Raw genomic sequence first — 24,820 nt, forward strand, 5'->3', positions numbered from 1 at the left:
CTGGAATTCCTCACCTTTGATCGTGGCGGTGTCATCTCCTGGAATTCCTCACCATTTATCGGTGCGGCGCTATCTCCTGGAATTCCTCACCATCCTGGAACGGCTCACCTCAACGAGCCACCCTATCGGCAAGCCAGACGACTGCTTTGATTGCCGCGCCGAGCGCTTCCTCCTTCGAAGGAAACACCGCGCCCGAATAGTATTGGACCGGCGTCCAGGCTCCGCCGTCTTCGACATCGCGACGAAATTCTTCGAATCCGTATGTGCCGTCCGAACGTAGGAACAGGTCCACGCATCGGTTGTGCTCATCGTTTTCGATGCTGTCGAACACCAGCGAAGACTTGTCGATACGTGATGACATTTCGGATCTCCACTCGCAGGTCGGGCCTGCACTTCGCGGTTGTCACAACTTGTCCGTCAACGATGCTAGCACCGCGGGCGAATCCAATGTTTTCGCCCTTTGGTTCGACCTGAACGCGAATTCTTGGTCATCCGCAAGCTGTTCGTAATCGGCCTTTCTCAGCACGGTGATGCCCGGAAACCCGCCATGGGCCGCACTCCGCTTCATTGTTTGGTTTGCAGCAACTGTGATTTCACGCTATTGGCATAGAAAAAAGATAGGCGCCGTCTAAAGTACAACTTGTCAACGGCGCGGGTCTCACTCGACTCGCGGTGCTCCTAAAAAATCGCATTGGAGATTCATCATGAAAAGCAAACTTCTTGCAGCCTTGCTCGTCGCAGCTACTACCGCTTTCGCTGCTCCCGCATTTGCCAGTGGGTATGGTCCGGCACCTTCGTATCGCCCGTCGGTTGGCGCCCCGGCGTCGCAGCGCGGACAGAGCGCACAAACGGTCGCAGTCGAACGCAGCAATGCGGTCGGTTCGGTCAATGATTCGTACGGTGGCGTAGTTGGGTCGTCTTCGGAATCCGGCAGCCGTCAACCTGACCAGTCTCTTGGTCGCTTGTACTCCGGTCACTAATCTGAAAGTCGTGCGCGTACCGAGGCTGTAGCGAGGTGTTGAAATGTTGAAGATTATCGAAGGTGCGGTGGTTCTGGGTGCGCTGATGCTGTATCTGGCGCCTGCAATGATTGCGGACGCCAGAGAACGCAAAGACGCCTTTGCGGTGACCATGGTGAACGTCTTGCTCGGATGGACGGTGATCGGTTGGTTTGCAGCGCTGATCTGGGCGCGGCATCCTGTGAGCGATCGGCGCCTGAAGCACTTCGCGAAGCGAGCACACCGCGCAGTCGCACGAGTCACCATCGATGCAATCGTCGCTCGAGCTGAATGTCGTGGTAGCTCGATCCCGGCGTTCAACCCTCGTTTGGTGCCGATAGTTGCACGTATTGCTGCAAGCAGTAATCGACAGAAAATGTAATTCGGGCTGCTGGTTGCCCGGTGCCTTCGGATGATTGCAAGCTATCTGGATATCGATAGTTTGCTTAGAACTTCACCTTCAATTGAAACCCAATGGTGAACGGAAGATTATCGGAAGGGATCGGCGGAATCACGATGAAGTTCGCGCCCACACGCTTGTATTCGACCATGACGATCGGCGCGACCACCGGCCCGATCGTATGGTCGTGGCCCAAGCCCCAGTTGCCGTAGTTATAGCCCGAGATGATCCCGCCGATCGCCGCGATCCGCACGATGCCCCAGTGCGCGAACTCCGGCGCCCACACCCCGCCGCCATAGTAGGAAGGCCGGCGCAGCGAGTTGCGAAAGCCACCGGCAGTCAACGCCCATTGGTTATTGAGCCAGCATTCGACGCCGAGACCCGGATTGAACTGCTCGAAATGCGTGTTTGGATCAGGGTTGATGTGATACGAACCCAGCATGGCGTCGACCCATACGCCGCCCTCGCACCAATTGCCCGCATGGGCGGCCGACGCAGCGGCGAGGCTGGCAACGAGCGCCACTGCGGTACGTCGGATATTCTTGTTGATCTGCCGAAAATGCATGTCCTCTCCGCCACCGGTCGAGCGCCGGCGTCATCTATGTTCCGGGTATGCTTGCATGCCGTCCGTCGCGCACTGTACCTCAAGCCGCACAGGCGATGTTGAGGACACGCTCGGGCGCGCGGGCACAACACGTGCCCGGCCGCGCAGACATAACAGTAACGGAGAACCGATGGCAGAGCGGTGAACGCGCAGCACGCGTTCACCTGCGCCAGGTCAGAGACCGAGATCGGACAGACTGGGATGGTCGTCGGGGCGGCGGCCGAGCGGCCAGTGGTAAAGACGGTCCGCTTCGCGAATCGGCATATCGTTGATGCTGGCGTGACGGTGCGCCATCAGTCCGTGCTCGTCGAATTCCCAGTTCTCGTTGCCGTACGAGCGGAACCAGTTGTTCGAATCGTCGTGCCATTCATAGGCAAAGCGCACGGCGATGCGGTTATCCGTAAATGCCCACAGTTCCTTGATCAAACGGTAGTCGAGTTCTCTCGCCCATTTGCGGCGCAACAGGCCGACGATCTCCGCGCGACCATGCGTGAACTCGGCGCGGTTGCGCCACACGCTATCCACCGTGTAGGCGAGCGACACGCGCTCGGGGTCGCGGGTATTCCAGCCGTCTTCCGCGGCGCGCACTTTCTGGATTGCGGTTTCGCGTGTGAAGGGCGGCAGCGGCGGGCGGGTTTCAATCGAGTCGGCCATGGTAATTCCTCAGTCAGGTTGCGGTTCGCCGGGATGGCGGTCGTTTGCTTGGCGGGATGCCTGGCTCGCCCGCGCACTCCGCGTCGAGCAGGACTTGGGCTGCAGCTTGCGCGTCGAGGGCGGCATCGGGCTCGCCGCTCACCAGCGCCACGGCAATGGCGCCGTCGAGCAAGATCAGCCATTGACGCGACAAGCGCGCCGTGCGACGGGCGTCGATGTCCGACTCCGCCGCGAATGCATCACATTCGGTTTGCACGAACGCCAGCAGGCGTTCCTTGTGATGGCGCGCGACGATCCGGATCGGGTCGTCCGCGGAGGCAATCTCCCCGGATGCGTTCAGAAATGCGCAACCGTGAAAATCCTCCGATGCAAACCATTCGCGCAGCACCTCGAACATGCCGAGCAGGCGTTTGCGCGCCGTCTTGCCATGCCGTTGCGTGCCCGCGATAAACCAGTTCATCCAGCGTTCGTCGCGCCGGTCGAGCGCGGCCGCCACGAGCGCATCTTTCGATTCGAAATGCGTGTAAAAGCTTTTGCGCGCCGTGCCGGACTGCTTGACGATCGCGTCCACGCCGGTTGCGTGAATGCCGCCGGCGTAGATTAACGCTTCAGCCGCGTCCAGCAGCCGCTCGCGCGCGCTGCCCGGTGCGACTGATTCAGTGTGAGTTTCGGTAGCCATGGACGAAGGGTAGAACGATCATTCTCCCTCGTCAAGTCTTTTGCGTTTTTGCAGGTTGGGTGCGCGAACTGTTATCTTGAGCACGATCGGTCAACGGGAACGAACTTCATGAGTACACTGACTCTCCGCGCCACCTTCATGCGCGCCCTGCTCAGCGCAACACTACTGACGGCGGTTGCCTGCACGCCCGTGCAAGTGCTCACGCATACGGTCAGCCAGAACGAAACACGCGTGCCGCCCGGCCGCTACGAAATCGATCCGGATCATTGCAGCATTACCTTCGACATCGATCATTTCAAGTATTCGCGCTTCACGGCGCGCTTCGATCGCAAGAAGGGCGAACTCGACTGGAACGAAGGCGGTCTGGACAAGAGCACGACGTCGGTGACGATCGACGCCGCGAGCATCGATACGAATGTGCCTCTGCTCGACAAAATGGTGAAGAGCGCCAACATGCTCGACGTGGAGCGCTATCCGGAGATTCGCTTCGTCAGCACGCGTTTTGAGCGCACGGGCGAATCGCGCGGCACGTTGACCGGCGATCTGACGATTCATGGCGTCACACAACCGGTCACGCTCGACGTCACCTTCAATGGTTTTGCCCCCGATCCGCTCACGAAGAAAGACACGCTCGGTTTTTCGGCCGAGGGGCATTTCAGTCGCGCGAAGTTCGGCCTGGCGACGTGGTATCCGGCCGTCGGCGACGATATTCATGTGCGCATTCAGGCCGAGTTCGTTAAAACGCCCGCAGGCGGGTGAGCGCGGTGCGGGCGTTGGTCCAAGCGTTTTTTTGCTTCACGCTGAGACTGCAAGCGTGGTCGCGCGTCGGCGCGTGTTAACTCATGCCGCCGTCCAGTCGAGAATCACCTTGCCGCTTTCGCCAGAGAGCATCGTGGCGAACGCTTCCTGATAGTCGTCGACCTTGAAATGGTGCGTGAGGATCGGCGAGAGATCCAGGCCGCTTTGCAGCATCGCGACCATCTTGTACCAGGTCTCGAACATCTCGCGTCCGTAAATGCCCTTGATTTCAAGGCCTTTGAAGATGACCTGAGTCCAGTCGATCGCGGTCTGCGCGGGCGGAATGCCGAGCAGCGCGATCTTGCCGCCGTGGTTCATCGCTTCGAGCATGCCGGTGAAGGCGCTCGGCACACCGGACATTTCCAGCCCGACGTCGAAACCTTCGGTCATGTGCAGGTCCGCCATCACGTCGCGCAGCGATTCGCGCGAGACGTTGACAGCACGCGTCGCGCCCATCTTGCGCGCGAGTTCGAGGCGATAGTCGTTGACGTCGGTGATCACGACATTGCGCGCGCCCACGTGTTTCGCGATCGCCACCGCCATGATGCCGATGGGTCCGGCGCCGGTAATCAACACGTCTTCGCCGACCAGATTGAACGACAGCGCAGTGTGCGTGGCGTTGCCGAACGGATCGAAAATCGCGGCGAGGTCGTCGGAAATCTCGGGCGGAATCTTGAATGCGTTGAATGCCGGAATCACCAGATACTCGGCAAACGCGCCTTCACGATTCACGCCGACGCCCACCGTATTGCGGCACAAATGCCGGCGGCCCGCGCGACAATTGCGGCAGAAGCCACAGGTGATATGTCCTTCGCCCGACACGCGATCGCCGATCGCAAAGCCGCGCACTTCCTGGCCCATTTCGACGATTTCGCCCACGTATTCGTGGCCGACATGCATCGGCACGGGAATCGTTTTTTGCGCCCAGTCGTCCCACTTCCAGATGTGAATATCGGTGCCGCAAATCGCGGTGCGCGTGATGCGGATCATCACGTCGTTGTGGCCGACTTCGGGTTTCTTGACGTCCGTGAGCGTGAGGCCGGGAGCGCGTTCGAGTTTTGCCAATGCTTTCATGTGCGCCTCCGTATTAGATGACACCGAGTTCACGGCCGACGCGCGCGAATGCATCCACCGCGCGGTCGATCTGTTCGGGCGTGTGCGCGGCGCTCATCTGCGTACGAATGCGTGCGCGACCTTTCGGCACGACCGGGAACGAGAAGCCGATCACGTACACGCCTTCCTTCAGGAGCGCATCGGCCATTTTCGAAGCGAGCTGCGCGTCGCCGAGCATGACAGGAATGATCGGATGTTCGCCGGGCACGAGCGTGAAACCGAGCGCACTCATCTTGCTGCGGAAGTGCGCGCCGTTTTCGCGCACGCGCGCGCGCAATTGCCCGCCTTCTTCGCTCGCCAGCAGTTCGAGTACTTTCAGCGAAGCGGCGGCGATGCTCGGCGTCAGCGTGTTCGAGAACAGATAGGGACGCGAGCGCTGACGCAGCAACTCCACAATCTCCTTGCGTGCGGCCACGTATCCGCCCGATGCGCCGCCCAGCGCCTTACCCAGCGTGCCGGTGATGATGTCGATGCGCGACAGCACGCCACAATGTTCCGGCGTGCCGCGCCCGTGTTCGCCGACAAAACCCACGGCGTGCGAGTCGTCGACCATCACGAGCGCGCCGTAACGGTCGGCCAGATCGCAGATGCCGGCGAGGTCGGCGATGATGCCGTCCATGGAGAACACGCCGTCGGTTGCGATCAGTTTGAAGCGCGCGCCGGCGGCCTCCGCTTCGATCAGTTTCGCTTCGAGGTCGGCGAGGTCGTTGTTCTTGTAGCGAAAGCGCTTCGCCTTCGACAGCCGCACGCCGTCGATGATGCTCGCGTGGTTCAGTTCGTCGCTGATGATCGCGTCATTTTCGTCGAGCAGCGTTTCGAACAGGCCGCCGTTCGCATCGAAGCAGCTGGAATAGAGGATGCAATCGTCGGTTTGCAGAAACGCGGCGAGCGCGTGTTCCAGATCCTTGTGCACGGTTTGCGTGCCGCAGATGAAGCGCACGGACGCCATGCCGAAGCCGTCGTTGTCGAGACCTTGCTTGGCGGCCTCGATCAGGCGTGCGTCGCCGGCGAGGCCGAGGTAGTTGTTGGCGCAGAAGTTCAGCACGTCCGTCCCGTTAGCCAGACGAATGTCGGCCGATTGCGGGCTGGCGATCACGCGCTCGTTCTTGTAAAAGCCGTCAGCGCGAATCTGCTCGAGGGTGCCGCGCAGATGGGCGAGGTAAAGGTCACGCATGAACCAGACTCCTGAAAAGGGTGATAGCGCCCGTGTCAGCGTGTTCGGCATGTGCGACCACGAGGCGGCCTGTTATAGTCGGCTGTCAGTTTTATCGGATTTTTTCGTTTTTCCGAACTAAAATCCGGTATGTCGAACAACTCTAAACGATGGGTCAGGAAATGGCAAGTTCGGGTATCCGCCGCGCCGCGGCCAACGCGGCGCCCATCCCAGGCGCAACTTCGGTCCCGGCAGTCGCGGCGCCGCCGCGCGTCGGCGAACAGATTCAGCGTTTGCGCGCCGAACGGCGCATGACGCTCGACGATCTGTCGCGTGCGGCCGGCGTGTCGAAATCGATGCTCTCGGAGATCGAGCGCGACAAGGCCAATCCGACCATCGCGGTCGCCTGGCGGTTGACCAATGCGCTCGGCGTCAGCCTCGATTCGCTCTTCGCGCCACAAAAGACGCCGGAAGCGATCGCTGTCTCCGGGCCGCACGAGATTCCCACGTTGAGTGGGCACGAAGCCAAGTATCAGTTGCGCGTTTGGGGGCCGATCGAGCTGGCCGGCAAGTTCGAATGGTACGAGTTGACGCTGCAGCCGGGCGGGGCGCTGGTGTCCAATGCGCACGAACCCGGCACGCGCGAGCATCTGACCGTGCTGCAAGGGTCGATCGAAATCGAGGCGGCCGGCACGACGAAACGGCTGAAGGCAGCAGACACCGCGCGCTATGTCGCCGACGAACCGCACGCGATCCGCAACGCCGGAAAGGGCGAGGCGAAAGCGCTGCTAGTAGTGATTCACGGCTGATTGTTCGGCGCACCGTGGCTAGCCGTTGGCGGAATCGACACTTCGGCCGAGGTTGCGTCCGACACTGTATATTTGTACAGTACAGGGTATCGACTGGAGCCGATCATGAACAAGCTGACAACCGACACGACCGACCATGCTCTGGCCGCGCTGCGCTATCAAACCGCGGCGCGCGATCTCGAACGCATCGTGCGCAATATTGCTGCGCGCTACATCGTGCAGCAGGTGCCGCTCACCTGGCGTTTGCTGCATGCCATCGAAGCCGAAGCGCTGGCTGACCTCGGCTTCGCCAGCCGGCACGACGCGGTGATGCTGGGTCTTTTTCAACGACCGTCCGATTTGCCGTATCCGGAAACGGACGAGGCGGTGGACTTCGGCACGTCCACGGCACTGCCGGCGGTGTTCGCGTTCGCGGTCAGTGCTTATGAAGAAGCGGCACGGCGGGCTGCGCAGCCGTCGTCCGAGAACGCGCCTTTGAAACACGCGCGCGCTTGGGGCGACTGAATCCGGGCTGCATTTCCATCCGTTGCCACCTACAATGGGTGCAACTAACGGAAGAATAACCCATGTCACCTCCTCACCTGACCGACCCGGTCCCGCGTCCAGCGCCGTCCACGGATCTCTTCGATCAGCAACGTGAAGACTGGCGCCGCGACCCGCAAATCGCGTTCGACGCATGGCTAGCCAAACAACATTTCCGCCGTTCTTCCGCTGAAGTCTACCAGGCACAGTGGGGGCTTTTTCTCGATTGGCTGAGCGCGCGTCAAAAGAGTCTGGTCACGGTCGAAGCTCACACGATTGCCGAATTCGTCACCGGACTCGACGTCAAAAAGACTCAACGTGTACGGTATTTGCGGCTGATCGAGCGAGTGCTCGATCATGTGCGCGAAATCGAATCCGCTTCGACCAATCCGGCGCGCTTCATTGCTCAGGATGGCGAAGCAGCGTGGCGAAACGCGCGCGATAACGAGCCGACCGGCTTTCTCAACCACGCCGAACGAACCGCATTGATCGCGCATCTGTTTTCGCCGTTGCCGGATTTGTCTGCGGCGCAACGTTGGCGGGAGCGGCGCGACCGCGCTTTGATCGCCGTGTTTTTAGGCGGCGGATTGAAAACGGGCGAGGCTGCTTCGCTTACGGTTAGTTGCGTCAATGTGGGATCGCCTTGGGTAACAATCGAGTCGGCCAATCCGATGCTGACGCGGCGCACCCGGCTCGCACCTTTCGCCGCCGCGATTCTCGACGCGTGGCTCGCCGAACGGCGTCTATCGGAATTGGCGGGTAATCTGGTTTTTCCCGCATCGCCTTCCGGACGTCCGATGCATAAAGCCACCATGCTGCGCGCGGTCGACGCCTTGATCGACGGTGCCGGGATCGCCGAGTCGCGGGCGTCGCGAGCCAGTCCGCAAACATTGCGCAACACCTTTGCGGCCGATCTGTTCGAGAGCGGGGTCGAGGCGGAACTGGTCGGGCAGTGGCTGGGGTTCGTGCAGGCGGTGTCGGCGAACCGTCTGTATCGCGCGTGGCAAAACTGGATGGATCAGCAGGATTCTCCTGCCGCAGAGGTGCCGGATCCGGCCGTTCCGCCGCTGCCAGCACCTAGGCGTGACGGGCGTTTGACAAGGAAAAGGGGAGACGCCGAGTCCTGAAACTCCTCACCTTTCGAGTCCCGAATTTCCTCACCTTTGGCAATTTGTCCGCTATTGCACCGCGTCAAACGTCACGCCGACGCCGCAATCGGGTCGCTCGACAGAAACCGGCTAACCGCCTCCAGCCTTGATTTGCCGAGACCCGACGAGTGATCGCACTCCGGACATTGCAGTTCGAAGCGGTGATCCACTTGCGACAGTTCCGGCTCACCTTCCTCACATTTTGGGCACCGCAGCGGCAGGGCGACATGACCATCCGCCGCGGTGCCGATCGCCCTTAATTCGTCACCCGTCAGCCGGCCAGCTTCGACCAGCGAGCAGAGCAGACTCGCGATCGCCGGATCGATACCTTGCTGACCGCGCAGGACGGCGACCTCTTTCGTGAGCGAGTCTACTTCGTCGGATTGCTCGCGCAACTGAGCGTCGAGCCGGTCGCCGCGCGCCTTGGCCGCGGCGATTTGCTGAATAAACTCAAACTCTTTGCGGCTCGCGTCGCGCACCCCGGACTGATAAGTGCCCGCCATGCTGCGCAAGGAGTCGAGCTCGACCAGCATCGGTTTGACGCGCCGCTCGGCTTCGGCGACGGCGTCTTTGATCTGCTGCGCATAGTGTTCAGTGCTTTGGCGCAATTCGACGTGCAATGCGTCGATCCGGTCCCGGAGCGTTGCATTGGTCGCGAGTTCGGTGTCGAGCCGTTGACGAAGCGCTTCATTTTCGTGATCGAGTCGGCGCACCGTTGCCTGTAAACCCTCCTGGTGAGCATTGCCGTGTGTGGTTGTGCTCGACAACTCGGTTTCGAGCGCGCGAACACGTTCCCAGGCGGCCTCCGCTCGCAATTCGCTGCGCTTGATCGCGTCTTCCGATGCTTGCTGACGAATTTCCGCTTCTCGAGCGCGCTGGTCGGCGGCGGTGATCTGCGCGCGAATTTCCTCGCGCTCGTCGTCGAGCGTTGTGCGTGCATGAGCGACGGCTTCTTCGAAAAGTACGCCCAGCAATTCGCCGGCACGGTCTTCGAGTGCTTTCGGAATAGCGCCGGCGCCAACTTTCACGCGCGACACACTTCGGATGCGCTCCCAGAAGTGGTCGATGTCCTTAGGAATGTCGCTCGCGCTGCCGGTCTGGGTCAGATCACGAACGGTGGCCATGGAGGGCCGGATTCCCAGATCGAAAAACAGTCGCTTGCATGCATGCAGCGAAAGTTCTTGTCGCCGTGCCCCATTGGCTCGCAGAGCTTCAAGCTCGTTTCGAATGGATTGCCGTTCCTGATCCAGATTCATGTATACCTCGATGTCGCTCGAATTGGATGAATCATAACAATTTACGTACTGTTTGCTACGCATTTGTTGGGTTGGGACATGGATTCGAGTAAAGGCGTGTTTTGTTGCTAGAAGTGAGTCGGCGGATTTGCGCTAGCTGATTTTTTCCGTGAAACAAAACGAAGAATAGCCAATAAGGTCTTGTAAAGAAAGAGCTTTTAAAGATTTTAGAGCGATCGTGCACTGTTTCACGAGCGCTTCATCATGGCTACTTGGGTTGGAAGGCTTTGTCCGAGGGACGCGCGGGGAAATGCTAGAGAGTAATAAAAGTAAACACCTTTGAACCCATGTTAAAAACGTTAACGCCATGGCAAAGCCTTATCTGGCAAGGGTTCCAGCCCGGTAAGGTGAAGCTTTGCGGGAGAGGTGGTGAGGTCTTGCGGGAATGTCGAGTGATGAGGTTCGGGGGCCTCGGTGAGCGGGTCCGGGACAGAACGTGAGCGGGTTCAGGAGCCACCCCAAAAGTGCGGTGTGACCAAAGGTGAGATTTTGCAGGACCTGAATGACGTGGATCGCCCGGCGGCGCTCGAAAGTCTGTTCGAAAGTCGACCAGGGCGAAGGTGAGCGCTTTCGGGATGGATTCGTCCGCCCAATTTCGGCCTTATTTTGAGCTCGTTAACCCCATTGGTGAGTCAAGTCGGGAGAAAACGCGAACCGAAGGTGAGATTTTACGGGGAAGGGGTGGCATTTTTGCCTTATTTCTGTGCATTCCGGTGCCTAAGGTGAGAGTTTTCGGGAGCGAGGCTGCTTTTCGGGCTGAATCCAAAGTCGACGGCGATGAGTTGGCCGATCGCTGCCTGCCAACGGTGAGGAAATTCGGGAGGTCGGGTTCTGTGGCACGCGCCGTCCGTGAAATGCACCTGGTTTGGATCAAAGGTGAGGTTTTTCAGGAGTCGTTTGGGTGCTCGGCGATCGTTAAGGTGAGGAAATACAGGACCAAAATGGCTTCCATCGCCCGGAAAAGCCCTACTGACGCTGCCGAAGTCGTTTGCGTTTTACGGTCGCTGAAATCGAAAGGTGAGATTTTTCAGGACGGCGACGGCCGCGATCAAAAATACGGGAATTCACCGAAATCGGCTTTGAGGTGAGGTTTTACGGGAGCGTTCACAGATGACGCGGCTAAAGTGAAATCTATAAAGCTATGAAATCATTGAGTATTTTTGATTGATTTCGCAAAGGTGAGGTTTTTCGGGGGCTCTTTTTTTAGGTGGTTGGAGACCCTCAGATAGCCCTAAGGTGAGGTTTTTCGGGACCGTTTTTCCGTGCTTTGGGAGTTCAATACGCCTGAAGGCCGCGTCGTTCCAAGCATGCCGCTAGCATTAAGGTGAGCTTTTTCGGGGGCTTCGAGAGTGTTGATCCGAGCCCAGCGAGTCAGGGCGTCTTGGTCGCCCACTACCTATAACGGTTGCACAAGTGGCAGAGGCATCAATGCACGAAGCTCAGGCGGTGCCGATCTGGGCCGGGTGCACGGTTGGAAAGCTTGCGACGCCTGCGGAGAGATCCCGCGTGGGGCTGCTGCATCGCGTGAATGCATGGGCAGAGCTGCGTGCAGGGCGGGTCAAGAAGGCCGGCGACAGGCTTGTAGCGGTGCTCGGCGCGCTCTTCGCACAGCGGAGCACGCATGCGGAGGCGTTGCTTGTTAAGGCGGCGTCGATTCGACCGCTTGGCTTGCCAGCGTCGCACGCTTTGCGCCGGCAGCCCTCCCCTGCTGGCCAAATATTGCTCGAAGCTTGTTCACCGACTTCGTAGACCGCAAGTGCACCGGGTCGGCGGGCGACCCGTCAAAATTCTCGAAATTTTTTTGAGGTGAGAACATTCGGGATCAGATGGCGCCGGTTCGCGCCCGCTGCGGAAATGGTCCGAATTTGCCAGGCCCGCGACCTGCAAGGATGGCCCGAACCTGGCGCGAAACGGCTGAGGTGAGGGTTTTCGGGAGTTGCTCGAGGTGAGTCGCGCCTCGTAAACTCGCTTCACCCGCAACGGTGAGATGCACGCTATAGACGCGTATCACCGCAGCCGGTATGCTCTCGCCAAATCCCTCCTCGACCAGACGCATGGCCACGAAGCGCGCGAAGAAGACCGACGTAGTCAGCCCGAGCTCGGCCGAATTGCGCAAAGCCGTCGAGGCGATCGCGATTCAGCCTAAAAGCGGCAAAATCACGCTCCTTACCCGCAAACTGTTCAACGTGCTCCTCGCCGTGGCCCAGCAAGCGGACGAATCCGGCGACACATATCGGGCCTTGCTGTCCGATATCGTCGCGAACTCCGCGTTTGATTCCAACGACACCGCGCTCGTCAAGGAGCACTTGCGGCGCATGGTGTCGGTGCAGGTCGAATGGAGCACCGGCACGTCCAGTCAGAAGCCGGGGCGGAAATGGGGTATTTCCACGCTGATTGCCGACGCGGAAATTCTCGAAGACCCCACCACCCGCCGCGTCTGGGTGGAATTCTCGTTCGCGCCGAAGATCAAGAAGAAACTGCTTGATCCGGTTCAGTATGCCCGCTTGAGTCTCCAGTTCCAGAGCCAGTTGCGCAGTAGCGCGGGTCTCGCGCTGTACGAGATTTGCGTGCGCTACCTGACCAACCCGAGCCATCTGACGATGCGCGAGACGTGGGAGTGGTGGCGCCCTATCCTCTCCGGCACGCCGGACACGGAAGCGGGCGATGAAGCGAAGCGCGAGTACAAATACTTCAAACGTGATTACTTGCGCCCGGCCATCGCCGAGGTCAACGCCGTTACGAACATCTTCGTCGAACTGATCGAGCACCGGGAAGGACGCCGGGTCGCCGAGATCCAGTTTCGCGTGACCGAACGCAAGCAGCCGATGCTCGCGCTCGACGAACACCCGAACGTGTTCGACAGTACGCTGGTCGACCGGATGGTGAAGATCGGCATCCCGCTGAAAGAAGCGCAAACGCTCTACGCCGACAGCGAAGAAAATCGCATTCGCGCCGCGCTGCAGATGACCGAGCAACGCATGCGCAGCACGTCGTTGCCGCCGGTGCGCAGTGCGCCCGCGTTGTTCAAGGACGCATTGAAAAAAGGTTACGCGCCGCCGGTCGAAGCGTTGCCGTCGAGTGGTGGCGGCAAGGCTGCGGTTGCTGCGCCGGCCGACGACCTCAAGGCGCGTCTGCTCGGCGAGTACTCGGCGTATCGCCGCAAGGAAGCGCGCGAGTTGTACGACGAACAAGGTGAGTCCGAGCGGGAGATCGCGCGGCAGTCGTTTGAAGAAGATGAATTGCCGGGACTCGGCACGCACATGCGCGACGACTGGCGCCGCCGAGGGCTGGATTCGAAGATTGTCGAAACGGCATTCTTCGATTGGCTGGCTCGCAAGACCTGGGGCGAGCCGACTGACGGTGACCTGCTAGCCTTCACGCTGAGCCAATCGCGCGCGGCATAATCATCTAGCGAGCGGGGCGCGGCTCCTGGCTGCCGCGTGCCCCATCTCCGTACTAGTCTTTCTTACTTCAACATCTTTTCAATCTGGCGAAGGATGTCGTCGCGCTTTTCACGCGTGAGCCCCTTCAGACGCAGTTCGATTCGATCATCCCCGTACGATTTGAGATCGCCGACCGACACACCGTCGAGTTTGATTTCCAGACGTTGCGCATAGCGTTGCCGGCCCGCCGGTTTGGTGCTTTCCTGAGCGCTCGCCCTTCCCTTGACGATGTCGGCGACTTGCCGCGTACTCAGATCGTCCGAGAGGATCTTGTTGATCAGACGCAGCGTTGCATCGGCGCCGCGGGCAGTGTGATAACGCCCAACCTGATACGCCATGTTCGAGCCGAAGCGGTCTGGTCGCGCGACCATCTCGTGCATGACGACCTCAGGCAATTTGGCAATCGACAAGGCAACTGCAACGGTCGACTCGTCTAGCCCGAGGTGTTCGGCGAGTTCCTTCTGACTCTGGAAATGGCGGTCGTCGAGAAAGCGTTTCCATACGACCGCGTTGTCGAACACCGTCTGCGAATCGCGCTGGACGTTGAGGTCGTAACCGAGCTTGTAGCTCTGGATACCGATCGGCAGATCGATGACGATCGCCTTCACTGTTTCCTTGTTTGCTTCTTTCAGGGCCCGCACGCGTCGTCCGCCATCGCTGACGTAGTAGGTGCCGGGATTGTCGTAATCCGGGATGACGTGAATCGCCTGCTGCTGCCCCTGCTTTGCCAGATTGACAGCGAGTTCGGCAATCGACGACTTCAGATAGAAGTGCCGCGGATTGAACGGGCTCGGCTTGATCGTCTTAAGCGCCAGCTCGATGACCTGGCCTGGCCGGTAGCCGTGCTCGTTGCGCCAGGTGCGGTAGGCCGCCGATTCATTGGCTGTGTCAACAGCGTCGACTTCGGCAACGCTCTGCGATGTCATGACGGACGCGAGGGTACGCCCCGCCGCCTCGCTATTCTTCGGGTCATTCTTGACCAGTCCGTCGATGGCGTTCAGGCGATCGAGCGCGGTTCGCTTTTCGCTGCTGGTCGAATCAGGACGTGCCTGAAAGCCTTTGGCGAATTGGGAGGGTTTCATTCAGGGTCCTTTATGCGCATAAATTTCACGGTAGCAAGGCGGCGATCTCATTCGCGCATGCCCGTACTTCGATGGCGGCCAGCTTGGCGCCGCGATCATTCATCTGAAGCACTGTTTGCCCTAACGCCATAGCCTGCTTGTAGGCCTCGCGAGTCGGGATCTGTGTTTTGAGCAGCGGGAACCCGAGCTCTTCCAACGCACGCTTCAGTTCGCGCGTCAGCATCCGTTTCTCTTCGGTCTTATTGAGCAGGAAGACGGCACGGAGGTCTTCGTTCATGACCTGAGCCTGCTGGACAAGCTTCACCAGTCCGATACTCGACCAGTAGTCGGCGGGCGATGACGATGTCGGGATCACCGCGACGCTCGCAGCGAGAAGGACGACGCCGGAGACTTTCTCGGTGATAGACGGCGGGCAGTCGACGACGATGATGTCGTAGTCAGACACGAACTTCTTGATCTCGCGATGGATCTGGCTGCCTGCTTCGGAGAGGTTGACGACTGGAAAGGGGATACCGGTGTCGCCGTCTGATGATGCACTGGCCCAGTGGATCAGCGTGTTTTGACCGTCTGCGTCTACCACGAGGACGCGTTTGCCTTTCTCATGGAATGCAGCGCCGAGGTGCATCGCGATTGTGCTCTTCCCGACCCCGCCCTTCTGCTGAGTTACCGCGATGATTTCAGCTGCCAATCTTCACCTCCTCTTTTTAGACGCAAATGGATTTTACCTGGATGAATTTGTATTTCAATCGTTTTTGTGTAAACACGAGAAGGATTAGCCGTTCGGATAGGTTTATGCGCATAAAGGATGGAGGCGCGGTGATGGAGGCGCTGATGAGGTTGAGAGAGGGTGCTGGGGCGATGTGCCGGCTGACAGGTTTGGCCTGCATGGCGCCAATTCGATTGCGCTCGCGCCGTGTCCGGATCGCTGTATCCATCAACGCGAGCGTTGTCGGCAACGTGACATGCGCTGCCGATGAACCCGTGATAGGTCGCCGGAACTGGCCGCGAGATTTATGCGCATAAAGCCCGGCGGCGGGCTCTGCCGTAACCGTGATTTGCCAGAGAGAGTCGGCCACAGTTCAATGCGTTGACACGATGATCGGAGCAACGATCTACACGAGTACCCGAGTAGCGTAGGCACCAGCTAAACCCACGAGCACGGAGGACGCTTGTGCACAGCATGCGTAGATTGGCGGCTGCGCCGCTTGAGAAATCCGACTATTGCGAAAAGTCGGTAGGACAGTTTATGCGCATAAACTGCGAAATTGAGCAATGACAAACAGGGGGGCGCCGTTCACCACTTAGCTCCTTTTAGCCGAGCCACTTCCCCGCAAGTCGCACTAGCCGGGAGTTCATGGATCGTATGGCGTTCGGAACTCGCCAAATCGCATTCACGCGCCGCAGGGGAGGTAATCCACAAAGACCTAGCATGGCCGCCGCGCCCGATACCATTTCGCAGACGCAATGAACTCGGAAGTAAAGCGAACAGAAAAATACCTCTTCACGCGAAAGCCTAGCCGAACGTGACCATCACGCACGTCACGCGATTACGGTCATGTCTCGCCTTTCCTCTCCGAAGCCACATCCACTGCCTGCTTATCTCGCGACCTCGCCAATTCAAAAATCTCTACAGCACCGCCTCGCTCCGCCTTCTCCCCACCCGCTAAAATCCCATCCAACGTGGGCCATGCACAAGCATCCCGCAACCACCCACACCACCCCAAAACCCATGATCACGATCTACCACAACCCCCGTTGCTCAAAATCACGCGCCGCATGCGAGCTAATCACCACCACCTACAACAGCGCAAACGAAGCGACAGAAATCGTCGAGTACCTGAAGCATCCGCTCACGGTCGAACAGCTCAAGCGACTGAACGCGCAACTAGGCTGCACAGTCCGCGAGATGATTCGTGACAACGAAGCCGAATACAAGGAACTGCAACTCGCCGACACCTCCTTGACCGACTCTCAGTTATACGAAGCATTGGAGAAACATCCGATCCTTCTGCAACGGCCGATCGTCGTGCGAAACGGGCGAGCGGTAATCGGCCGCCCGCCGGAAAACGTCGCCGCACTGTTCGCCTGAATGGCGTAGCAAGGCCAGCAAATCAAAGCTACGCCTGCAGACTAGACTTTGCTGCCGGGCAACGCCGCATCCTTGGTAACGATCTTCGTCGGAATGATGCGCAACTCGCTGAAGGTATCGGCGATACGTTGCTGTTCCGCGAGCACATTGGCATCGACAGGTCTATACACGTGCGCATAGTGCCGCAAGCCCGCTTCGATCACGCCGGCGTCGAGCCCCTGAATCGGCGCGAGTTGCGCGGCAGCCTCGCTGTAATGCTCCCGCACCCACGCGCCTTCTTTGCCCACTTCGTCCATCGTGATCGCGAGCACATCGGCGTTCTGTTGCGCGAACTGTCGCGCGCTCAGGAAGAACTGGTGATGGCTCACAATGCCGTCGGCATCCGCGAGCAAGCGCGCATTCGACTGCCGCTTCGCCGCTTCGAGGAACGGATCCCAGATCGCCCACGCATCGATCGCGCCGCGTTCGAAGGCGGCGCGCGCATCGGCGGGCGCCAGATAGACCGGCTGAATCTCGCTGTACTTCACGCCGCTTTTCTGCAGCGCGGCGACCAGAAACCAGTGAACATCCGAGCCTTTGTTGAAGGCGATTTTCTTGCCCTTCAGATCGGCCAGCGTTTTGATCGGCGCATCCTGATGCACGAGGATGCCTTCGGCATGCGGCGTCGGGATCTCATAGGCGACGTAGACGAAGTTCGCGCCGGCGGCCTGCGCGAACACGGGCGGCGCCTCGCCGACATAGCCGAAGTCGATGGCGCCGACATTCAGTCCTTCCAGCAACTGCGGCCCCGCAGGAAACTCGGTCCATTTGACGGTGATGCCCAGCGGCGCGAGCCGTTTTTCGAGCGTACCGTGCGCCTTCAGCAACACGAGCGTATTGGCGGCTTTCTGATAACCGATGCGGAATTCCTTGGCGTGCGCCTCGGCGGCAAAAGCGGACGCGGAAATGACGGGCAGCGTGGCGGCAGCGAGCGTTGCGCTCACGCCGGCAATGAACGCGCGGCGCGTGAGCAGCGGATGACGTGACATAACAGGGCTCGTAAAAAAGACGGACGCAAAACGGACCGATTGGCTCCGACGATAATTCGTCTGCAAGCCTGGACGAACCGATAAATTCGCATAAGCAAATCACGCGGACGGAACGAAGCACTGCGGCCTTCGAATCTGCCCGCGTAACTGCGTCGAATCTGAAGCGGCCGCTACAATTCGTCATCCGCGCCCGGCCGCGGCTGCGTCATTCGACAAAAAAGGAACACCGTGCATCTGACGACAACACTCGCGCCGTGGTCATCCCACGACACCCAACTCATTCTGTCGTGCGTGCTCGGGCTCGCACTGATCATCATTTTCATCAGCGTGCTGAAACTCGCGCCGTTCCTGTCGATTCTGGTCGGCACGTTCGCCGCGGGTTTCGCCGCCGGCCTACCGCTCGAGGCTGTCGCCAGCGCATTCAGTAAAGGCGCCGGCGCGCTACTCGGCGACGTCGGCATCATCATTGCGCTCGGCGCCATGCTCGGTGCGCTCATGGCCGAATCCGGCGCCGCCGACCGGCTCGTCTCGACCATCCTCAAACACTCCACGCCTCGCACGCTGCCGTGGATGATGGCAGTCGTGGCGCTGATCATCGGCTTGCCGCTCTTCTTCGAAGTCGGCCTCGTGATGATGGTGCCGATCATCTTCGTGATGGCGCGCCGTTCGCAGCAGCCGATCCTGCGCATTGCGATTCCTGCGCTGGCCGGCATGACCACGCTGCACGCACTCCTGCCACCGCACCCGGGTCCGCTGATCGCGGTGAGCGCATTGCACGCCGATCTCGGCCTCACGCTCGGTCTCGGTCTGATCGTCGCGATTCCCGCGGTGATTCTCGCGGGTCCGCTGTATGGCATCTGGTTGTCCAAGCGGATGCACGTGGTCGAACCGGAGGAAATGGGCAAGCTCTTCAGCGCCAAGGAAGACACTGGCGAGCCGCCGAGTTTCGCGATCTCGCTCATCACGATCCTGCTGCCCGTCGTGTTGATGCTAGGGCGCACCGTCGCCAAGCTGCTGCTTCAGCCCGAAACGTTCCTGTTCAACACGTTGAATTTCCTGGGTGAGCCGCTGGTCGCGCTCGGCCTCACCGTGCTGTTCGCCGTGGTGGCGCTGGGTTGGTCGCGGGGCATGGCGCGCGAGCGCGTCGGCGGCATTCTGCGCAAGAGCTTGCCGCCCATCGCCGCGCTGCTGCTGACCATCGGCGCCGGCGGCGGTCTCAAGCAGGCGCTCGTGGTGGCGGGCATCAGCTCGACCATCGGCAAGATCGCGGTCGGCGCGCACATGCCGCTGATTCTGCTGGCGTGGCTGATCGCCGTCGCGCTGCGCCAGGCGACGGGTTCGGCGACGGTTGCCACCACCACGACGGCAGGCATCGTCGCGCCGGTCGTCGCCGGTCTCAGCACGACGCACAATTCGCTGATGGCGCTCGCCATCGGCGCGGGATCGGTCTTTTTCTGCCACGTGAACGATGCGGGCTTCTGGATGGTCCGCGAGTATTTCGGCCTGCAACTGAAACAGACGGTGCTGGTCTGGTCGGTGTTGCAGACGATCGTGTCCGTCGTCGGCCTCGCGCTCACGCTCGTGTTGTGGACCGTGCTGACGTGAGCGCGCACCAGGCTCTCGCGGCGTTGGCAGGAATTGATGCGCGGCTGGCCATTCCGGACGGCCGACGCCACTTACACTGCCTGGCAGGCGAGCAGCGGTCCCGCAGCTCGCTTCCCTGAAAACGCGGAGTCACCATGCTTGAACTGAGACCGTCCTGCGAAGGATGCGGCAAGTCACTGCCGCCGAACGCATCCGATGCCATGATCTGCACGTACGAGTGCACCTTCTGCGAAGTGTGTGCGCTCACTACGCTGCGCAACGTGTGTCCGAACTGCGGCGGCAATTTCCAGCATCGGCCGATTCGCACGCGCGCGCAGCTCGAGAAACATCCGGCCGGCGCCACACCGCATCCCGTTTCGATCGACGAAGCGTCGCATGCGCGTTTCTTCGAGCACTACCAGAACACGCCGCCCGGCAAGCGCTAGACCAAGCGGCACGCCCACGCATGCCCTGCCATCCAAGCACGACGCACAGCGCGCTTCAATCGTCGCTATTCAACGCGCCCGGCGTCGCGATTCCGCTGACGGTATGCGCCGCCACGCGCAGCAGACGGATCTGTTTGCGATAGTTGCGGCAGCCGCTGCAGGTCGGCAGATGCAGCCGGATCGCGACCCATTCGCCGGTCGTCAACGAACGGTCGAGCGCGTCGGACAACAAGCGCGTGATGTGCTTACATTTCCCCATTCGCATCCTCGCTGGATAGGCCCTTTTCGCTCAGGCAAGTGCGCAAGCGCAGCCGCGCACGGTAGATCAGCACGCTGCAATGATTGGCGGTCATCTGCAATTCGGCGCAAATCGCCTCGGTATCGAGATCGAGGAATTCGCGCATCATGAACACGCGTCCGATGTGCTCCGGCAAGTGTTCGAGGCACATCTCGAACAGGGCCCAGAACTGCTGCTGACGCAGCGCGGTTTCCGGCGTCGGCCAGGGACGCGGCTTCGTTTCGCGCGACCAATGGCCGTTGTCCTTGAACAACTCGCGATCGAGCAAGGCTTCACCGTCGAGTTCGGATTCGAGCGCCGACAGGTTGATCGTGCGTCGCCGGGCACGCAGGGTGTCGACGAGTTTGTGCCGCAGGATGCCGAACACCCATGTCTTGTGTTCCGACTGTGCGGCGAATCGATCGGCTTGCGTCCATGCCGCGGCGAGCGCTTCCTGGACGGCATCTTCCGCAGCGGCGGCGTCGCGCAATTGCAGACGGGCAAAACGCACCAGGTCGCGCCGCAATTGCGTCAGATAAACCGGATCGTCGAGCGCCGTGCCGCCTACTTGCGCCATGGACTGCCCCATTGACGCGATCCTGCCTGCCGCGCGTTTTTTCTTGGATCGTAGTGATTCATGAGCGGGTGATTTTCCTCGCACTGTGGCTGAGCTCGTGCGCCATTCTCCCGCGAGCGCCTGCGTAATCGAATCGGTATTGAACATAGGCCCGACCATGAGCGATGACCAGATGAGCTTAGTCGCGCCGTGCAGGCCGTTATGACAATGACAATAGATTATTGCGAAAAGTGAAATCGCTCGGGATTGATGTTGGCGGCGTAGCGCCGGGCAAGCAATACCCACCGCCAATTGGTGCCCGAAGCTACACCAGGCGGCTTACCGGATTATTTCAATATTTGAAAAAAAGTCTTATTGACTTCGCTGTTTGTCGGCGGATCCTCAGTCGATATTCTTCAGTCCATCGATCGCACCAGATCGCGAACCAAACGCTGAGGAGCAGCACCATGAAACGCATTCTTTCCGCACTGATCGCTTCCGTCGCCCTGTTTGCCGCCGCTTCCGGCGCAGCCCAGGCTGCCGCTCCGTCGCAGTGCAACGGCCCGGCGTCGTATTGCAACGTATTCTTCGGCAACTGATCAGCTGACGGGCACGGACCCGTCGACGAGGAAGTTTTTCGAAGACGAAAAGAGGGGCGCCGATGTTGGCGCCCTTTTGCTTTTGAACCGGAGAATTAGACTGGCTGCCTGATGCTGGCATGAGGTCGTCCGGGCAACACCGTTACACGCCCGAATCAACGCGGCGAACGCCATCGGCCAAAAAAATCCATAGAAACTCGGTCCAGGAGACGCTGCGCATCGCAGCAGCGGAAAACAATACCCGGCACTCCGAAGCAACACTCGCGCCCGGCACACAAATGCGTTCAATGTTCACCCTACTAACGTGTTACAGTGGGTCAACAGCTTGCAGTTCTCCTGCGCATCGCGCGCAGTCCCTGACGCAAACGCCTCGCATCACAGCGCCCTGCACCGAACAGGGTCCCTTCCTCCTACACAGCTCTGCGATGTCGTCGGCCCGGCTTGATTGAAGCGGCCGCCCTGTACGCACATCGTCGATCAACATCACGTTTCGCTGGTACGCCGCGGTCCGGCCGGCATTGCGCCCGACAACGACGCCACGTTCCACGAAAGCCTTCATCGGAGACGAGCATCATGGGCAATACGATCAGAAGCTACCGGGGTCTAGAGATCTATCCGTTGGTGTATCCGCACCAGCCGAGCGGTCTCGATGGCGTTCGCCACTACGATTCGGGCTTCGATGCCGCCGTGCGAATCTGCCGGCGCGGCACCGACGACACCATGACCAGCAGCAGAGTGTTTCGCGTGCCGAGCCGTTCACCGTTCGGCGCGGCCGGCGACGCGCGCATTGCTTCAGCCACCTACGCCGAGCAGGTCATCGACGGCATGGTTGCAGGCCAGTCGATCGCTGGGCTCTGATGCGCGCGCCAATGGCAAGTCAAGCTTCCAGGCGCTCGCAAGGCGCGAATCTTCCGGCACTTACGGGCCGTGCGAACTATCAGGTGATGGCGTCGTCGCGCCGTACCTCGAGCGGCACGGTGCCGACACTGAAAGTGATCCGCTTGAGCGACGAGCGGGTGATCTACCCGTTCCAGGGGCACGCCGACATGCCCTTTTTCGAAGACGCCGATGCGGCCCAGTTGTTTGCCGAGACCTACGGCTGGCAATTGGTGGATGGCGACATTGCCGTGCCGGAGTGACACGCTGAACACGCAGCGAGACTAATTCGTGACGTAAGCCAGGAAGGCACAACGCCTCGCCTTCATGGCTTGGTAAGGCGCCACCGTCGCGAACCGCGGAACGCCAAGCGCTGCGCGACGGCGCAAGACAGTAGGCACGCCGCGCTACCGCCGACTAAATCTTCCCGCCGCCATCCATCCCGCTACCGCGGCGCCACACTTCCTTGCCGCGTTCGGACAACTCGCCGCTGCTATGCGCGGCGTCCGCTTCCGTACCGTCGACGGCCATCTCGCCGCCGGGCTGTTCCTGTGCCCGCTGCTTTTCCTTCTTGCGAGCAGCCACTGCTTCGTCGTGGGATTTACCTGCGTAATTCGGACTCATGGCTCGATCCTCCATCAAGTAGACTTGCCCACGCGGCGCGCGTCATCGGTCATTTATGCCCGTCGCGCGGATTTCCGGCTGAGCAGGACAGGCAACAAACGCTTGTTTGCCTCAAAACGTCCTAGACCGAAAGCATGCTTGATTGACAAGGCAAAAGTACCAGTTATCCACAAGGTTATTCAGTGAATCTGTGGATAACTTTGTGGGATGCGGAGTTATCCACCGCGCACCGCTGCCGTACCTGCCCCAATAGTCGCGGGGCAGTATTTTGCCGCCCGTCGCCGCCGCGCGCGCAGCTATTGCCTATCATGGACAGTTCGTACCCTTTGCGCCCCGAGCGCCTCACAACAAGGAAGCGAATCATGGCCCATCACATTGCAGTCGTCGTCGGCAGCTTGCGCCGCGAGTCGTTCAACCGGCAGTTGGCGCAAGCCGTGATTTCACTGGCGCCGTCCGACTTCACCTTCGAATTTATCGACATCGGCTCGCTGCCGCTTTACAGCCAGGACTACGACGCCGACTATCCCGAAGCCGGCAAGCACTTGAAGCAGCGCATTGAAGCCGCGGACGGCCTGCTGTTCGTCACCCCCGAATACAACCGGTCCATGCCCGGCGTGCTGAAAAACGCGCTCGACTGGGGTTCGCGCCCGTGGGGCACCAATTCATGGGCCGGCAAACCCGGCGCCGTGATCGGCACCTCGCTTGGCGCGACCGGCACGGCGTTGGCGCAACAACATCTGCGCAATGTGCTGGCGTATCTCGATGTGCCGACGCTCGGCCAACCCGAGGTGTTCATCAAGCACGATGCGGCGGTCATCAACGAAAAAGGCGAGATCCTGAGCGACGGTACACGCAAATTTCTGCAGACTTTCGTCGACCGCTACGTCGCGTGGGTCAAGCACCAGACCGCTGCTTGAAGCGAAAGGCGCGAGCGCATCAGACGACTGAACGTGGCGGCATTGCCGTGACCTCCACGGCAATGCCGCCACGAAGTGCTCAAGCTCAGACGTGATGATGTCCTGTCACCCGCTCCCAGCCATGACGCACGGCCAGCTTGAAGCGCTCCCAGGTGCTGTCCGGCGAGGTGCTTTCCCAATGACGTCGTGCTTCCGGTTCGACGTCGTCCCAAGGCTGGTCGCGATACCGCATGTCCTTACCGATCTCCGCGCCATAGCGGTAGGCCGGCACATAGTCTTCGTAACGTGCGTTTTCGGAGGCGTACTGCTCGTCGTAGTGCGCGCGAAAGTCTTCCTCGTACTCGAGATATTCGTTCGGCATTTGGCCGCCTAAACCGGCGGTCGGCTGGCTCGCTTCGGGGACGACTTCGGACGGCTGCATGATCGCGCCCGAACCCGGTACCGAGCCCGCAGCGATCGCGCTACGGCCTACGTCGCCGACCAGTGGGTCCCTGACCGGTTCGTTCACCGGATCCGTCAGCGGGCGCTCGCTGAGCGGCGGCGGCACGAACGGCTCGGCGTCGGTGCTGCCGGGCGGCACGGTGTACCCTGGATCAGCCATCGTGGCAGGCCGCGTAGTCGCGGCCGCGCTTGGCGTCGATACGCTCGACGTACGGGGCGTCATAGCGCCGATGCCGAGTTCATCGAGGACGGAATGCTCGCGGCCGGAGTCTTCCACAGGCGTGTCCCAATCGGGCGAGCGTTCGCCGATATCGGTCGCGCCCAATCTCGTCAAGGTATTGCGAGCGAGGTCCGCATGGGCTTCGCTCGCCGCGTTGACGCACACGAGCACCGCGCCGCGGCGTACGGCCTCGGCGTAGCGCGCGGTTTCCGGCGCACGTGGACCGCTTGCAAACAGGCTCGACAGGAAACGCTCGATATTTGCCAGCACGCCCGAACTGGCGACTTCGTCGGTTGCGGAACCCACCGACGGTTCCGGATTCGCCTGCAATTCGATCGTCTCGCGTCCAAAACCGGTCTGGACGAGCGTGTCGCGCGCGGCTTCCGCTTGAGCAAAGGTGTCGAATAAACCAATCACGGTGTGTCGCATGGCTGTCTCCCGACGTATATTTAGGCAGGACGGACG

30 protein-coding genes are annotated in these 24,820 nt (G+C 60.4%); 15 read left to right on the top strand and 15 right to left on the bottom strand.

Annotated features, from left to right (window positions below; translation table 11 throughout):
* Positions 1-109 precede the first annotated feature (109 nt).
* Entirely contained in the window at positions 110-361 is a 252-nt protein-coding gene (locus ACQKRQ_RS28315; protein ID WP_132383423.1) for a hypothetical protein, read from the bottom strand.
* A 343-nt stretch (positions 362-704) separates the two neighbouring features.
* On the opposite strand from ACQKRQ_RS28315, the gene ACQKRQ_RS28320 reads away from it, so the two are divergent.
* Entirely contained in the window at positions 705-980 is a 276-nt protein-coding gene (locus ACQKRQ_RS28320) for a hypothetical protein (protein ID WP_132383422.1), read from the top strand.
* A 43-nt stretch (positions 981-1,023) separates the two neighbouring features.
* Positions 1,024-1,380: a superinfection immunity protein gene (locus tag ACQKRQ_RS28325; protein WP_132383420.1), complete on the top strand. Its 357-nt coding sequence runs from the start codon at positions 1,024-1,026 to the stop codon at positions 1,378-1,380.
* Positions 1,381-1,444: 64 nt separating this feature from the next.
* On the opposite strand, the gene ACQKRQ_RS28330 is transcribed toward ACQKRQ_RS28325, so the two are convergent.
* The 3 genes from ACQKRQ_RS28330 to ACQKRQ_RS28340 form a co-directional block, all read right to left on the bottom strand.
* A complete protein-coding gene (locus ACQKRQ_RS28330; protein ID WP_132383419.1) occupies positions 1,445-1,963 on the bottom strand; it encodes a hypothetical protein in 519 nt (172 codons plus the stop codon).
* A gap of 213 nt (positions 1,964-2,176) precedes the next feature.
* Complete coding sequence (locus ACQKRQ_RS28335) at positions 2,177-2,656, bottom strand: DUF1348 family protein (RefSeq protein ID WP_132383417.1); 480 nt, start codon at positions 2,654-2,656, stop codon at positions 2,177-2,179.
* A 13-nt stretch (positions 2,657-2,669) separates the two neighbouring features.
* Positions 2,670-3,335, bottom strand: a complete 666-nt coding sequence (locus tag ACQKRQ_RS28340) for a TetR/AcrR family transcriptional regulator (protein WP_427480992.1) — start codon at positions 3,333-3,335, stop codon at positions 2,670-2,672.
* A 108-nt stretch (positions 3,336-3,443) separates the two neighbouring features.
* Between ACQKRQ_RS28340 and ACQKRQ_RS28345 the strand changes: the two genes are divergently transcribed.
* Positions 3,444-4,094: a YceI family protein gene (locus tag ACQKRQ_RS28345; RefSeq protein ID WP_132383414.1), complete on the top strand. Its 651-nt coding sequence runs from the start codon at positions 3,444-3,446 to the stop codon at positions 4,092-4,094.
* An 81-nt stretch (positions 4,095-4,175) separates the two neighbouring features.
* Here ACQKRQ_RS28345 and tdh read toward each other — a convergent pair whose 3' ends face one another.
* Entirely contained in the window at positions 4,176-5,207 is a 1,032-nt protein-coding gene (gene tdh, locus ACQKRQ_RS28350; protein WP_132383412.1) for an L-threonine 3-dehydrogenase, read from the bottom strand.
* A 13-nt stretch (positions 5,208-5,220) separates the two neighbouring features.
* Positions 5,221-6,420, bottom strand: a complete 1,200-nt coding sequence (locus ACQKRQ_RS28355) for a glycine C-acetyltransferase (RefSeq protein WP_427480993.1) — start codon at positions 6,418-6,420, stop codon at positions 5,221-5,223.
* A 149-nt stretch (positions 6,421-6,569) separates the two neighbouring features.
* Here ACQKRQ_RS28355 and ACQKRQ_RS28360 point away from each other — a divergent pair, with 149 nt between their 5' ends.
* From ACQKRQ_RS28360 to ACQKRQ_RS28370, 3 genes are all read left to right on the top strand, one after another.
* Positions 6,570-7,208 carry a helix-turn-helix domain-containing protein gene (locus ACQKRQ_RS28360; RefSeq protein WP_427480994.1) on the top strand — a complete coding sequence of 213 codons (639 nt, stop codon included), beginning with the start codon at positions 6,570-6,572 and terminating at the stop codon, positions 7,206-7,208.
* Positions 7,209-7,313: 105 nt separating this feature from the next.
* Entirely contained in the window at positions 7,314-7,712 is a 399-nt protein-coding gene (locus tag ACQKRQ_RS28365; RefSeq protein WP_427480995.1) for a DUF2471 family protein, read from the top strand.
* A gap of 62 nt (positions 7,713-7,774) precedes the next feature.
* Entirely contained in the window at positions 7,775-8,857 is a 1,083-nt protein-coding gene (locus ACQKRQ_RS28370) for a tyrosine-type recombinase/integrase (RefSeq protein ID WP_427480996.1), read from the top strand.
* A 71-nt stretch (positions 8,858-8,928) separates the two neighbouring features.
* On the opposite strand, the gene ACQKRQ_RS28375 is transcribed toward ACQKRQ_RS28370, so the two are convergent.
* Positions 8,929-10,134 (bottom strand): DNA-binding protein, encoded by a 1,206-nt coding sequence (locus ACQKRQ_RS28375; protein ID WP_427480997.1) that lies wholly within the window; start codon positions 10,132-10,134, stop codon positions 8,929-8,931.
* Positions 10,135-10,748: 614 nt separating this feature from the next.
* Between ACQKRQ_RS28375 and ACQKRQ_RS28380 the strand changes: the two genes are divergently transcribed.
* Together ACQKRQ_RS28380 and ACQKRQ_RS28385 are read left to right on the top strand one after the other, a co-directional pair.
* Positions 10,749-11,261: a hypothetical protein gene (locus tag ACQKRQ_RS28380; protein ID WP_427480998.1), complete on the top strand. Its 513-nt coding sequence runs from the start codon at positions 10,749-10,751 to the stop codon at positions 11,259-11,261.
* Positions 11,262-12,227: 966 nt separating this feature from the next.
* A complete protein-coding gene (locus ACQKRQ_RS28385) occupies positions 12,228-13,577 on the top strand; it encodes a replication initiation protein (RefSeq protein ID WP_040124205.1) in 1,350 nt (449 codons plus the stop codon).
* A 62-nt stretch (positions 13,578-13,639) separates the two neighbouring features.
* Here ACQKRQ_RS28385 and ACQKRQ_RS28390 read toward each other — a convergent pair whose 3' ends face one another.
* Genes ACQKRQ_RS28390 through ACQKRQ_RS28400 form a run of 3 tightly spaced genes read right to left on the bottom strand, consistent with a single transcriptional unit; the run spans position 13,640 to position 15,774 of the window.
* Positions 13,640-14,698, bottom strand: coding sequence for a ParB/RepB/Spo0J family partition protein (locus tag ACQKRQ_RS28390; protein WP_427480999.1), 1,059 nt, complete (start codon positions 14,696-14,698; stop codon positions 13,640-13,642).
* A 25-nt stretch (positions 14,699-14,723) separates the two neighbouring features.
* Complete coding sequence (gene parA, locus ACQKRQ_RS28395; RefSeq protein ID WP_012428795.1) at positions 14,724-15,386, bottom strand: ParA family partition ATPase; 663 nt, start codon at positions 15,384-15,386, stop codon at positions 14,724-14,726.
* A 16-nt stretch (positions 15,387-15,402) separates the two neighbouring features.
* Positions 15,403-15,774 carry a hypothetical protein gene (locus ACQKRQ_RS28400; RefSeq protein WP_427481000.1) on the bottom strand — a complete coding sequence of 124 codons (372 nt, stop codon included), beginning with the start codon at positions 15,772-15,774 and terminating at the stop codon, positions 15,403-15,405.
* Between the two features lie 653 nt (positions 15,775-16,427).
* Between ACQKRQ_RS28400 and arsC the strand changes: the two genes are divergently transcribed.
* Positions 16,428-16,787 carry an arsenate reductase (glutaredoxin) gene (gene arsC / locus ACQKRQ_RS28405; RefSeq protein WP_427481001.1) on the top strand — a complete coding sequence of 120 codons (360 nt, stop codon included), beginning with the start codon at positions 16,428-16,430 and terminating at the stop codon, positions 16,785-16,787.
* Between the two features lie 41 nt (positions 16,788-16,828).
* Here arsC and ACQKRQ_RS28410 read toward each other — a convergent pair whose 3' ends face one another.
* Positions 16,829-17,815, bottom strand: coding sequence for a sulfonate ABC transporter substrate-binding protein (locus tag ACQKRQ_RS28410; protein ID WP_427481002.1), 987 nt, complete (start codon positions 17,813-17,815; stop codon positions 16,829-16,831).
* A gap of 228 nt (positions 17,816-18,043) precedes the next feature.
* Between ACQKRQ_RS28410 and ACQKRQ_RS28415 the strand changes: the two genes are divergently transcribed.
* Complete coding sequence (locus tag ACQKRQ_RS28415; RefSeq protein ID WP_427481003.1) at positions 18,044-19,420, top strand: gluconate:H+ symporter; 1,377 nt, start codon at positions 18,044-18,046, stop codon at positions 19,418-19,420.
* 134 nt (positions 19,421-19,554) lie between these two features.
* Positions 19,555-19,845 (top strand): DUF1272 domain-containing protein, encoded by a 291-nt coding sequence (locus ACQKRQ_RS28420; RefSeq protein WP_427481004.1) that lies wholly within the window; start codon positions 19,555-19,557, stop codon positions 19,843-19,845.
* Positions 19,846-19,900: 55 nt separating this feature from the next.
* Here the strand turns inward: ACQKRQ_RS28420 and ACQKRQ_RS28425 are convergent, their stop codons facing one another.
* Positions 19,901-20,104, bottom strand: a complete 204-nt coding sequence (locus tag ACQKRQ_RS28425) for a zf-HC2 domain-containing protein (protein WP_132383388.1) — start codon at positions 20,102-20,104, stop codon at positions 19,901-19,903.
* Positions 20,091-20,699 carry an RNA polymerase factor sigma-70 gene (locus tag ACQKRQ_RS28430; RefSeq protein WP_132383983.1) on the bottom strand — a complete coding sequence of 203 codons (609 nt, stop codon included), beginning with the start codon at positions 20,697-20,699 and terminating at the stop codon, positions 20,091-20,093. Before ACQKRQ_RS28430 ends, ACQKRQ_RS28425 begins: the two co-directional genes overlap by 14 nt.
* A gap of 446 nt (positions 20,700-21,145) precedes the next feature.
* On the opposite strand from ACQKRQ_RS28430, the gene ACQKRQ_RS28435 reads away from it, so the two are divergent.
* From ACQKRQ_RS28435 to ACQKRQ_RS28445, 3 genes are all read left to right on the top strand, one after another.
* On the top strand, positions 21,146-21,277 hold the full coding sequence (locus ACQKRQ_RS28435) for a hypothetical protein (protein ID WP_279388651.1): 132 nt from the start codon (positions 21,146-21,148) through the stop codon (positions 21,275-21,277).
* 573 nt (positions 21,278-21,850) lie between these two features.
* Positions 21,851-22,135, top strand: coding sequence for a hypothetical protein (locus ACQKRQ_RS28440; RefSeq protein WP_132383386.1), 285 nt, complete (start codon positions 21,851-21,853; stop codon positions 22,133-22,135).
* 11 nt (positions 22,136-22,146) lie between these two features.
* A complete protein-coding gene (locus ACQKRQ_RS28445; RefSeq protein WP_243658573.1) occupies positions 22,147-22,416 on the top strand; it encodes a DUF6723 family protein in 270 nt (89 codons plus the stop codon).
* 154 nt (positions 22,417-22,570) lie between these two features.
* Here ACQKRQ_RS28445 and ACQKRQ_RS28450 read toward each other — a convergent pair whose 3' ends face one another.
* Positions 22,571-22,777, bottom strand: a complete 207-nt coding sequence (locus tag ACQKRQ_RS28450; protein WP_408213628.1) for a hypothetical protein — start codon at positions 22,775-22,777, stop codon at positions 22,571-22,573.
* A 362-nt stretch (positions 22,778-23,139) separates the two neighbouring features.
* On the opposite strand from ACQKRQ_RS28450, the gene ACQKRQ_RS28455 reads away from it, so the two are divergent.
* Positions 23,140-23,694: an NADPH-dependent FMN reductase gene (locus ACQKRQ_RS28455; protein ID WP_132383380.1), complete on the top strand. Its 555-nt coding sequence runs from the start codon at positions 23,140-23,142 to the stop codon at positions 23,692-23,694.
* A gap of 85 nt (positions 23,695-23,779) precedes the next feature.
* Here ACQKRQ_RS28455 and ACQKRQ_RS28460 read toward each other — a convergent pair whose 3' ends face one another.
* Positions 23,780-24,784 carry a hypothetical protein gene (locus ACQKRQ_RS28460; protein ID WP_427481005.1) on the bottom strand — a complete coding sequence of 335 codons (1,005 nt, stop codon included), beginning with the start codon at positions 24,782-24,784 and terminating at the stop codon, positions 23,780-23,782.
* Positions 24,785-24,820: the final 36 nt, after the last annotated feature.

Source organism: Paraburkholderia sp. NPDC080076 (assembly GCF_050281145.1).
In the GTDB taxonomy this organism is placed as follows: Bacteria; Pseudomonadota; Gammaproteobacteria; order Burkholderiales; family Burkholderiaceae; genus Paraburkholderia.

Coding starts and splice junctions, on each gene's coding strand:
- ACQKRQ_RS28315 (WP_132383423.1), bottom strand. CDS start 361: ATGTCATCACGTATCGACAAGTCTTCGCTGGTGTTCGACAGCATCGAA.
- ACQKRQ_RS28320 (WP_132383422.1), top strand. CDS start 705: ATGAAAAGCAAACTTCTTGCAGCCTTGCTCGTCGCAGCTACTACCGCT.
- ACQKRQ_RS28325 (WP_132383420.1), top strand. CDS start 1,024: ATGTTGAAGATTATCGAAGGTGCGGTGGTTCTGGGTGCGCTGATGCTG.
- ACQKRQ_RS28330 (WP_132383419.1), bottom strand. CDS start 1,963: ATGCATTTTCGGCAGATCAACAAGAATATCCGACGTACCGCAGTGGCG.
- ACQKRQ_RS28335 (WP_132383417.1), bottom strand. CDS start 2,656: ATGGCCGACTCGATTGAAACCCGCCCGCCGCTGCCGCCCTTCACACGC.
- ACQKRQ_RS28340 (WP_427480992.1), bottom strand. CDS start 3,335: ATGGCTACCGAAACTCACACTGAATCAGTCGCACCGGGCAGCGCGCGC.
- ACQKRQ_RS28345 (WP_132383414.1), top strand. CDS start 3,444: ATGAGTACACTGACTCTCCGCGCCACCTTCATGCGCGCCCTGCTCAGC.
- tdh (WP_132383412.1), bottom strand. CDS start 5,207: ATGAAAGCATTGGCAAAACTCGAACGCGCTCCCGGCCTCACGCTCACG.
- ACQKRQ_RS28355 (WP_427480993.1), bottom strand. CDS start 6,420: ATGCGTGACCTTTACCTCGCCCATCTGCGCGGCACCCTCGAGCAGATT.
- ACQKRQ_RS28360 (WP_427480994.1), top strand. CDS start 6,570: ATGGGTCAGGAAATGGCAAGTTCGGGTATCCGCCGCGCCGCGGCCAAC.
- ACQKRQ_RS28365 (WP_427480995.1), top strand. CDS start 7,314: ATGAACAAGCTGACAACCGACACGACCGACCATGCTCTGGCCGCGCTG.
- ACQKRQ_RS28370 (WP_427480996.1), top strand. CDS start 7,775: ATGTCACCTCCTCACCTGACCGACCCGGTCCCGCGTCCAGCGCCGTCC.
- ACQKRQ_RS28375 (WP_427480997.1), bottom strand. CDS start 10,134: ATGAATCTGGATCAGGAACGGCAATCCATTCGAAACGAGCTTGAAGCT.
- ACQKRQ_RS28380 (WP_427480998.1), top strand. CDS start 10,749: ATGGATTCGTCCGCCCAATTTCGGCCTTATTTTGAGCTCGTTAACCCC.
- ACQKRQ_RS28385 (WP_040124205.1), top strand. CDS start 12,228: ATGGCCACGAAGCGCGCGAAGAAGACCGACGTAGTCAGCCCGAGCTCG.
- ACQKRQ_RS28390 (WP_427480999.1), bottom strand. CDS start 14,698: ATGAAACCCTCCCAATTCGCCAAAGGCTTTCAGGCACGTCCTGATTCG.
- arsC (WP_427481001.1), top strand. CDS start 16,428: ATGATCACGATCTACCACAACCCCCGTTGCTCAAAATCACGCGCCGCA.
- ACQKRQ_RS28410 (WP_427481002.1), bottom strand. CDS start 17,815: ATGTCACGTCATCCGCTGCTCACGCGCCGCGCGTTCATTGCCGGCGTG.
- ACQKRQ_RS28420 (WP_427481004.1), top strand. CDS start 19,555: ATGCTTGAACTGAGACCGTCCTGCGAAGGATGCGGCAAGTCACTGCCG.
- ACQKRQ_RS28425 (WP_132383388.1), bottom strand. CDS start 20,104: ATGGGGAAATGTAAGCACATCACGCGCTTGTTGTCCGACGCGCTCGAC.
- ACQKRQ_RS28430 (WP_132383983.1), bottom strand. CDS start 20,699: ATGGCGCAAGTAGGCGGCACGGCGCTCGACGATCCGGTTTATCTGACG.
- ACQKRQ_RS28435 (WP_279388651.1), top strand. CDS start 21,146: ATGAAACGCATTCTTTCCGCACTGATCGCTTCCGTCGCCCTGTTTGCC.
- ACQKRQ_RS28440 (WP_132383386.1), top strand. CDS start 21,851: ATGGGCAATACGATCAGAAGCTACCGGGGTCTAGAGATCTATCCGTTG.
- ACQKRQ_RS28445 (WP_243658573.1), top strand. CDS start 22,147: ATGGCAAGTCAAGCTTCCAGGCGCTCGCAAGGCGCGAATCTTCCGGCA.
- ACQKRQ_RS28450 (WP_408213628.1), bottom strand. CDS start 22,777: ATGAGTCCGAATTACGCAGGTAAATCCCACGACGAAGCAGTGGCTGCT.
- ACQKRQ_RS28455 (WP_132383380.1), top strand. CDS start 23,140: ATGGCCCATCACATTGCAGTCGTCGTCGGCAGCTTGCGCCGCGAGTCG.
- ACQKRQ_RS28460 (WP_427481005.1), bottom strand. CDS start 24,784: ATGCGACACACCGTGATTGGTTTATTCGACACCTTTGCTCAAGCGGAA.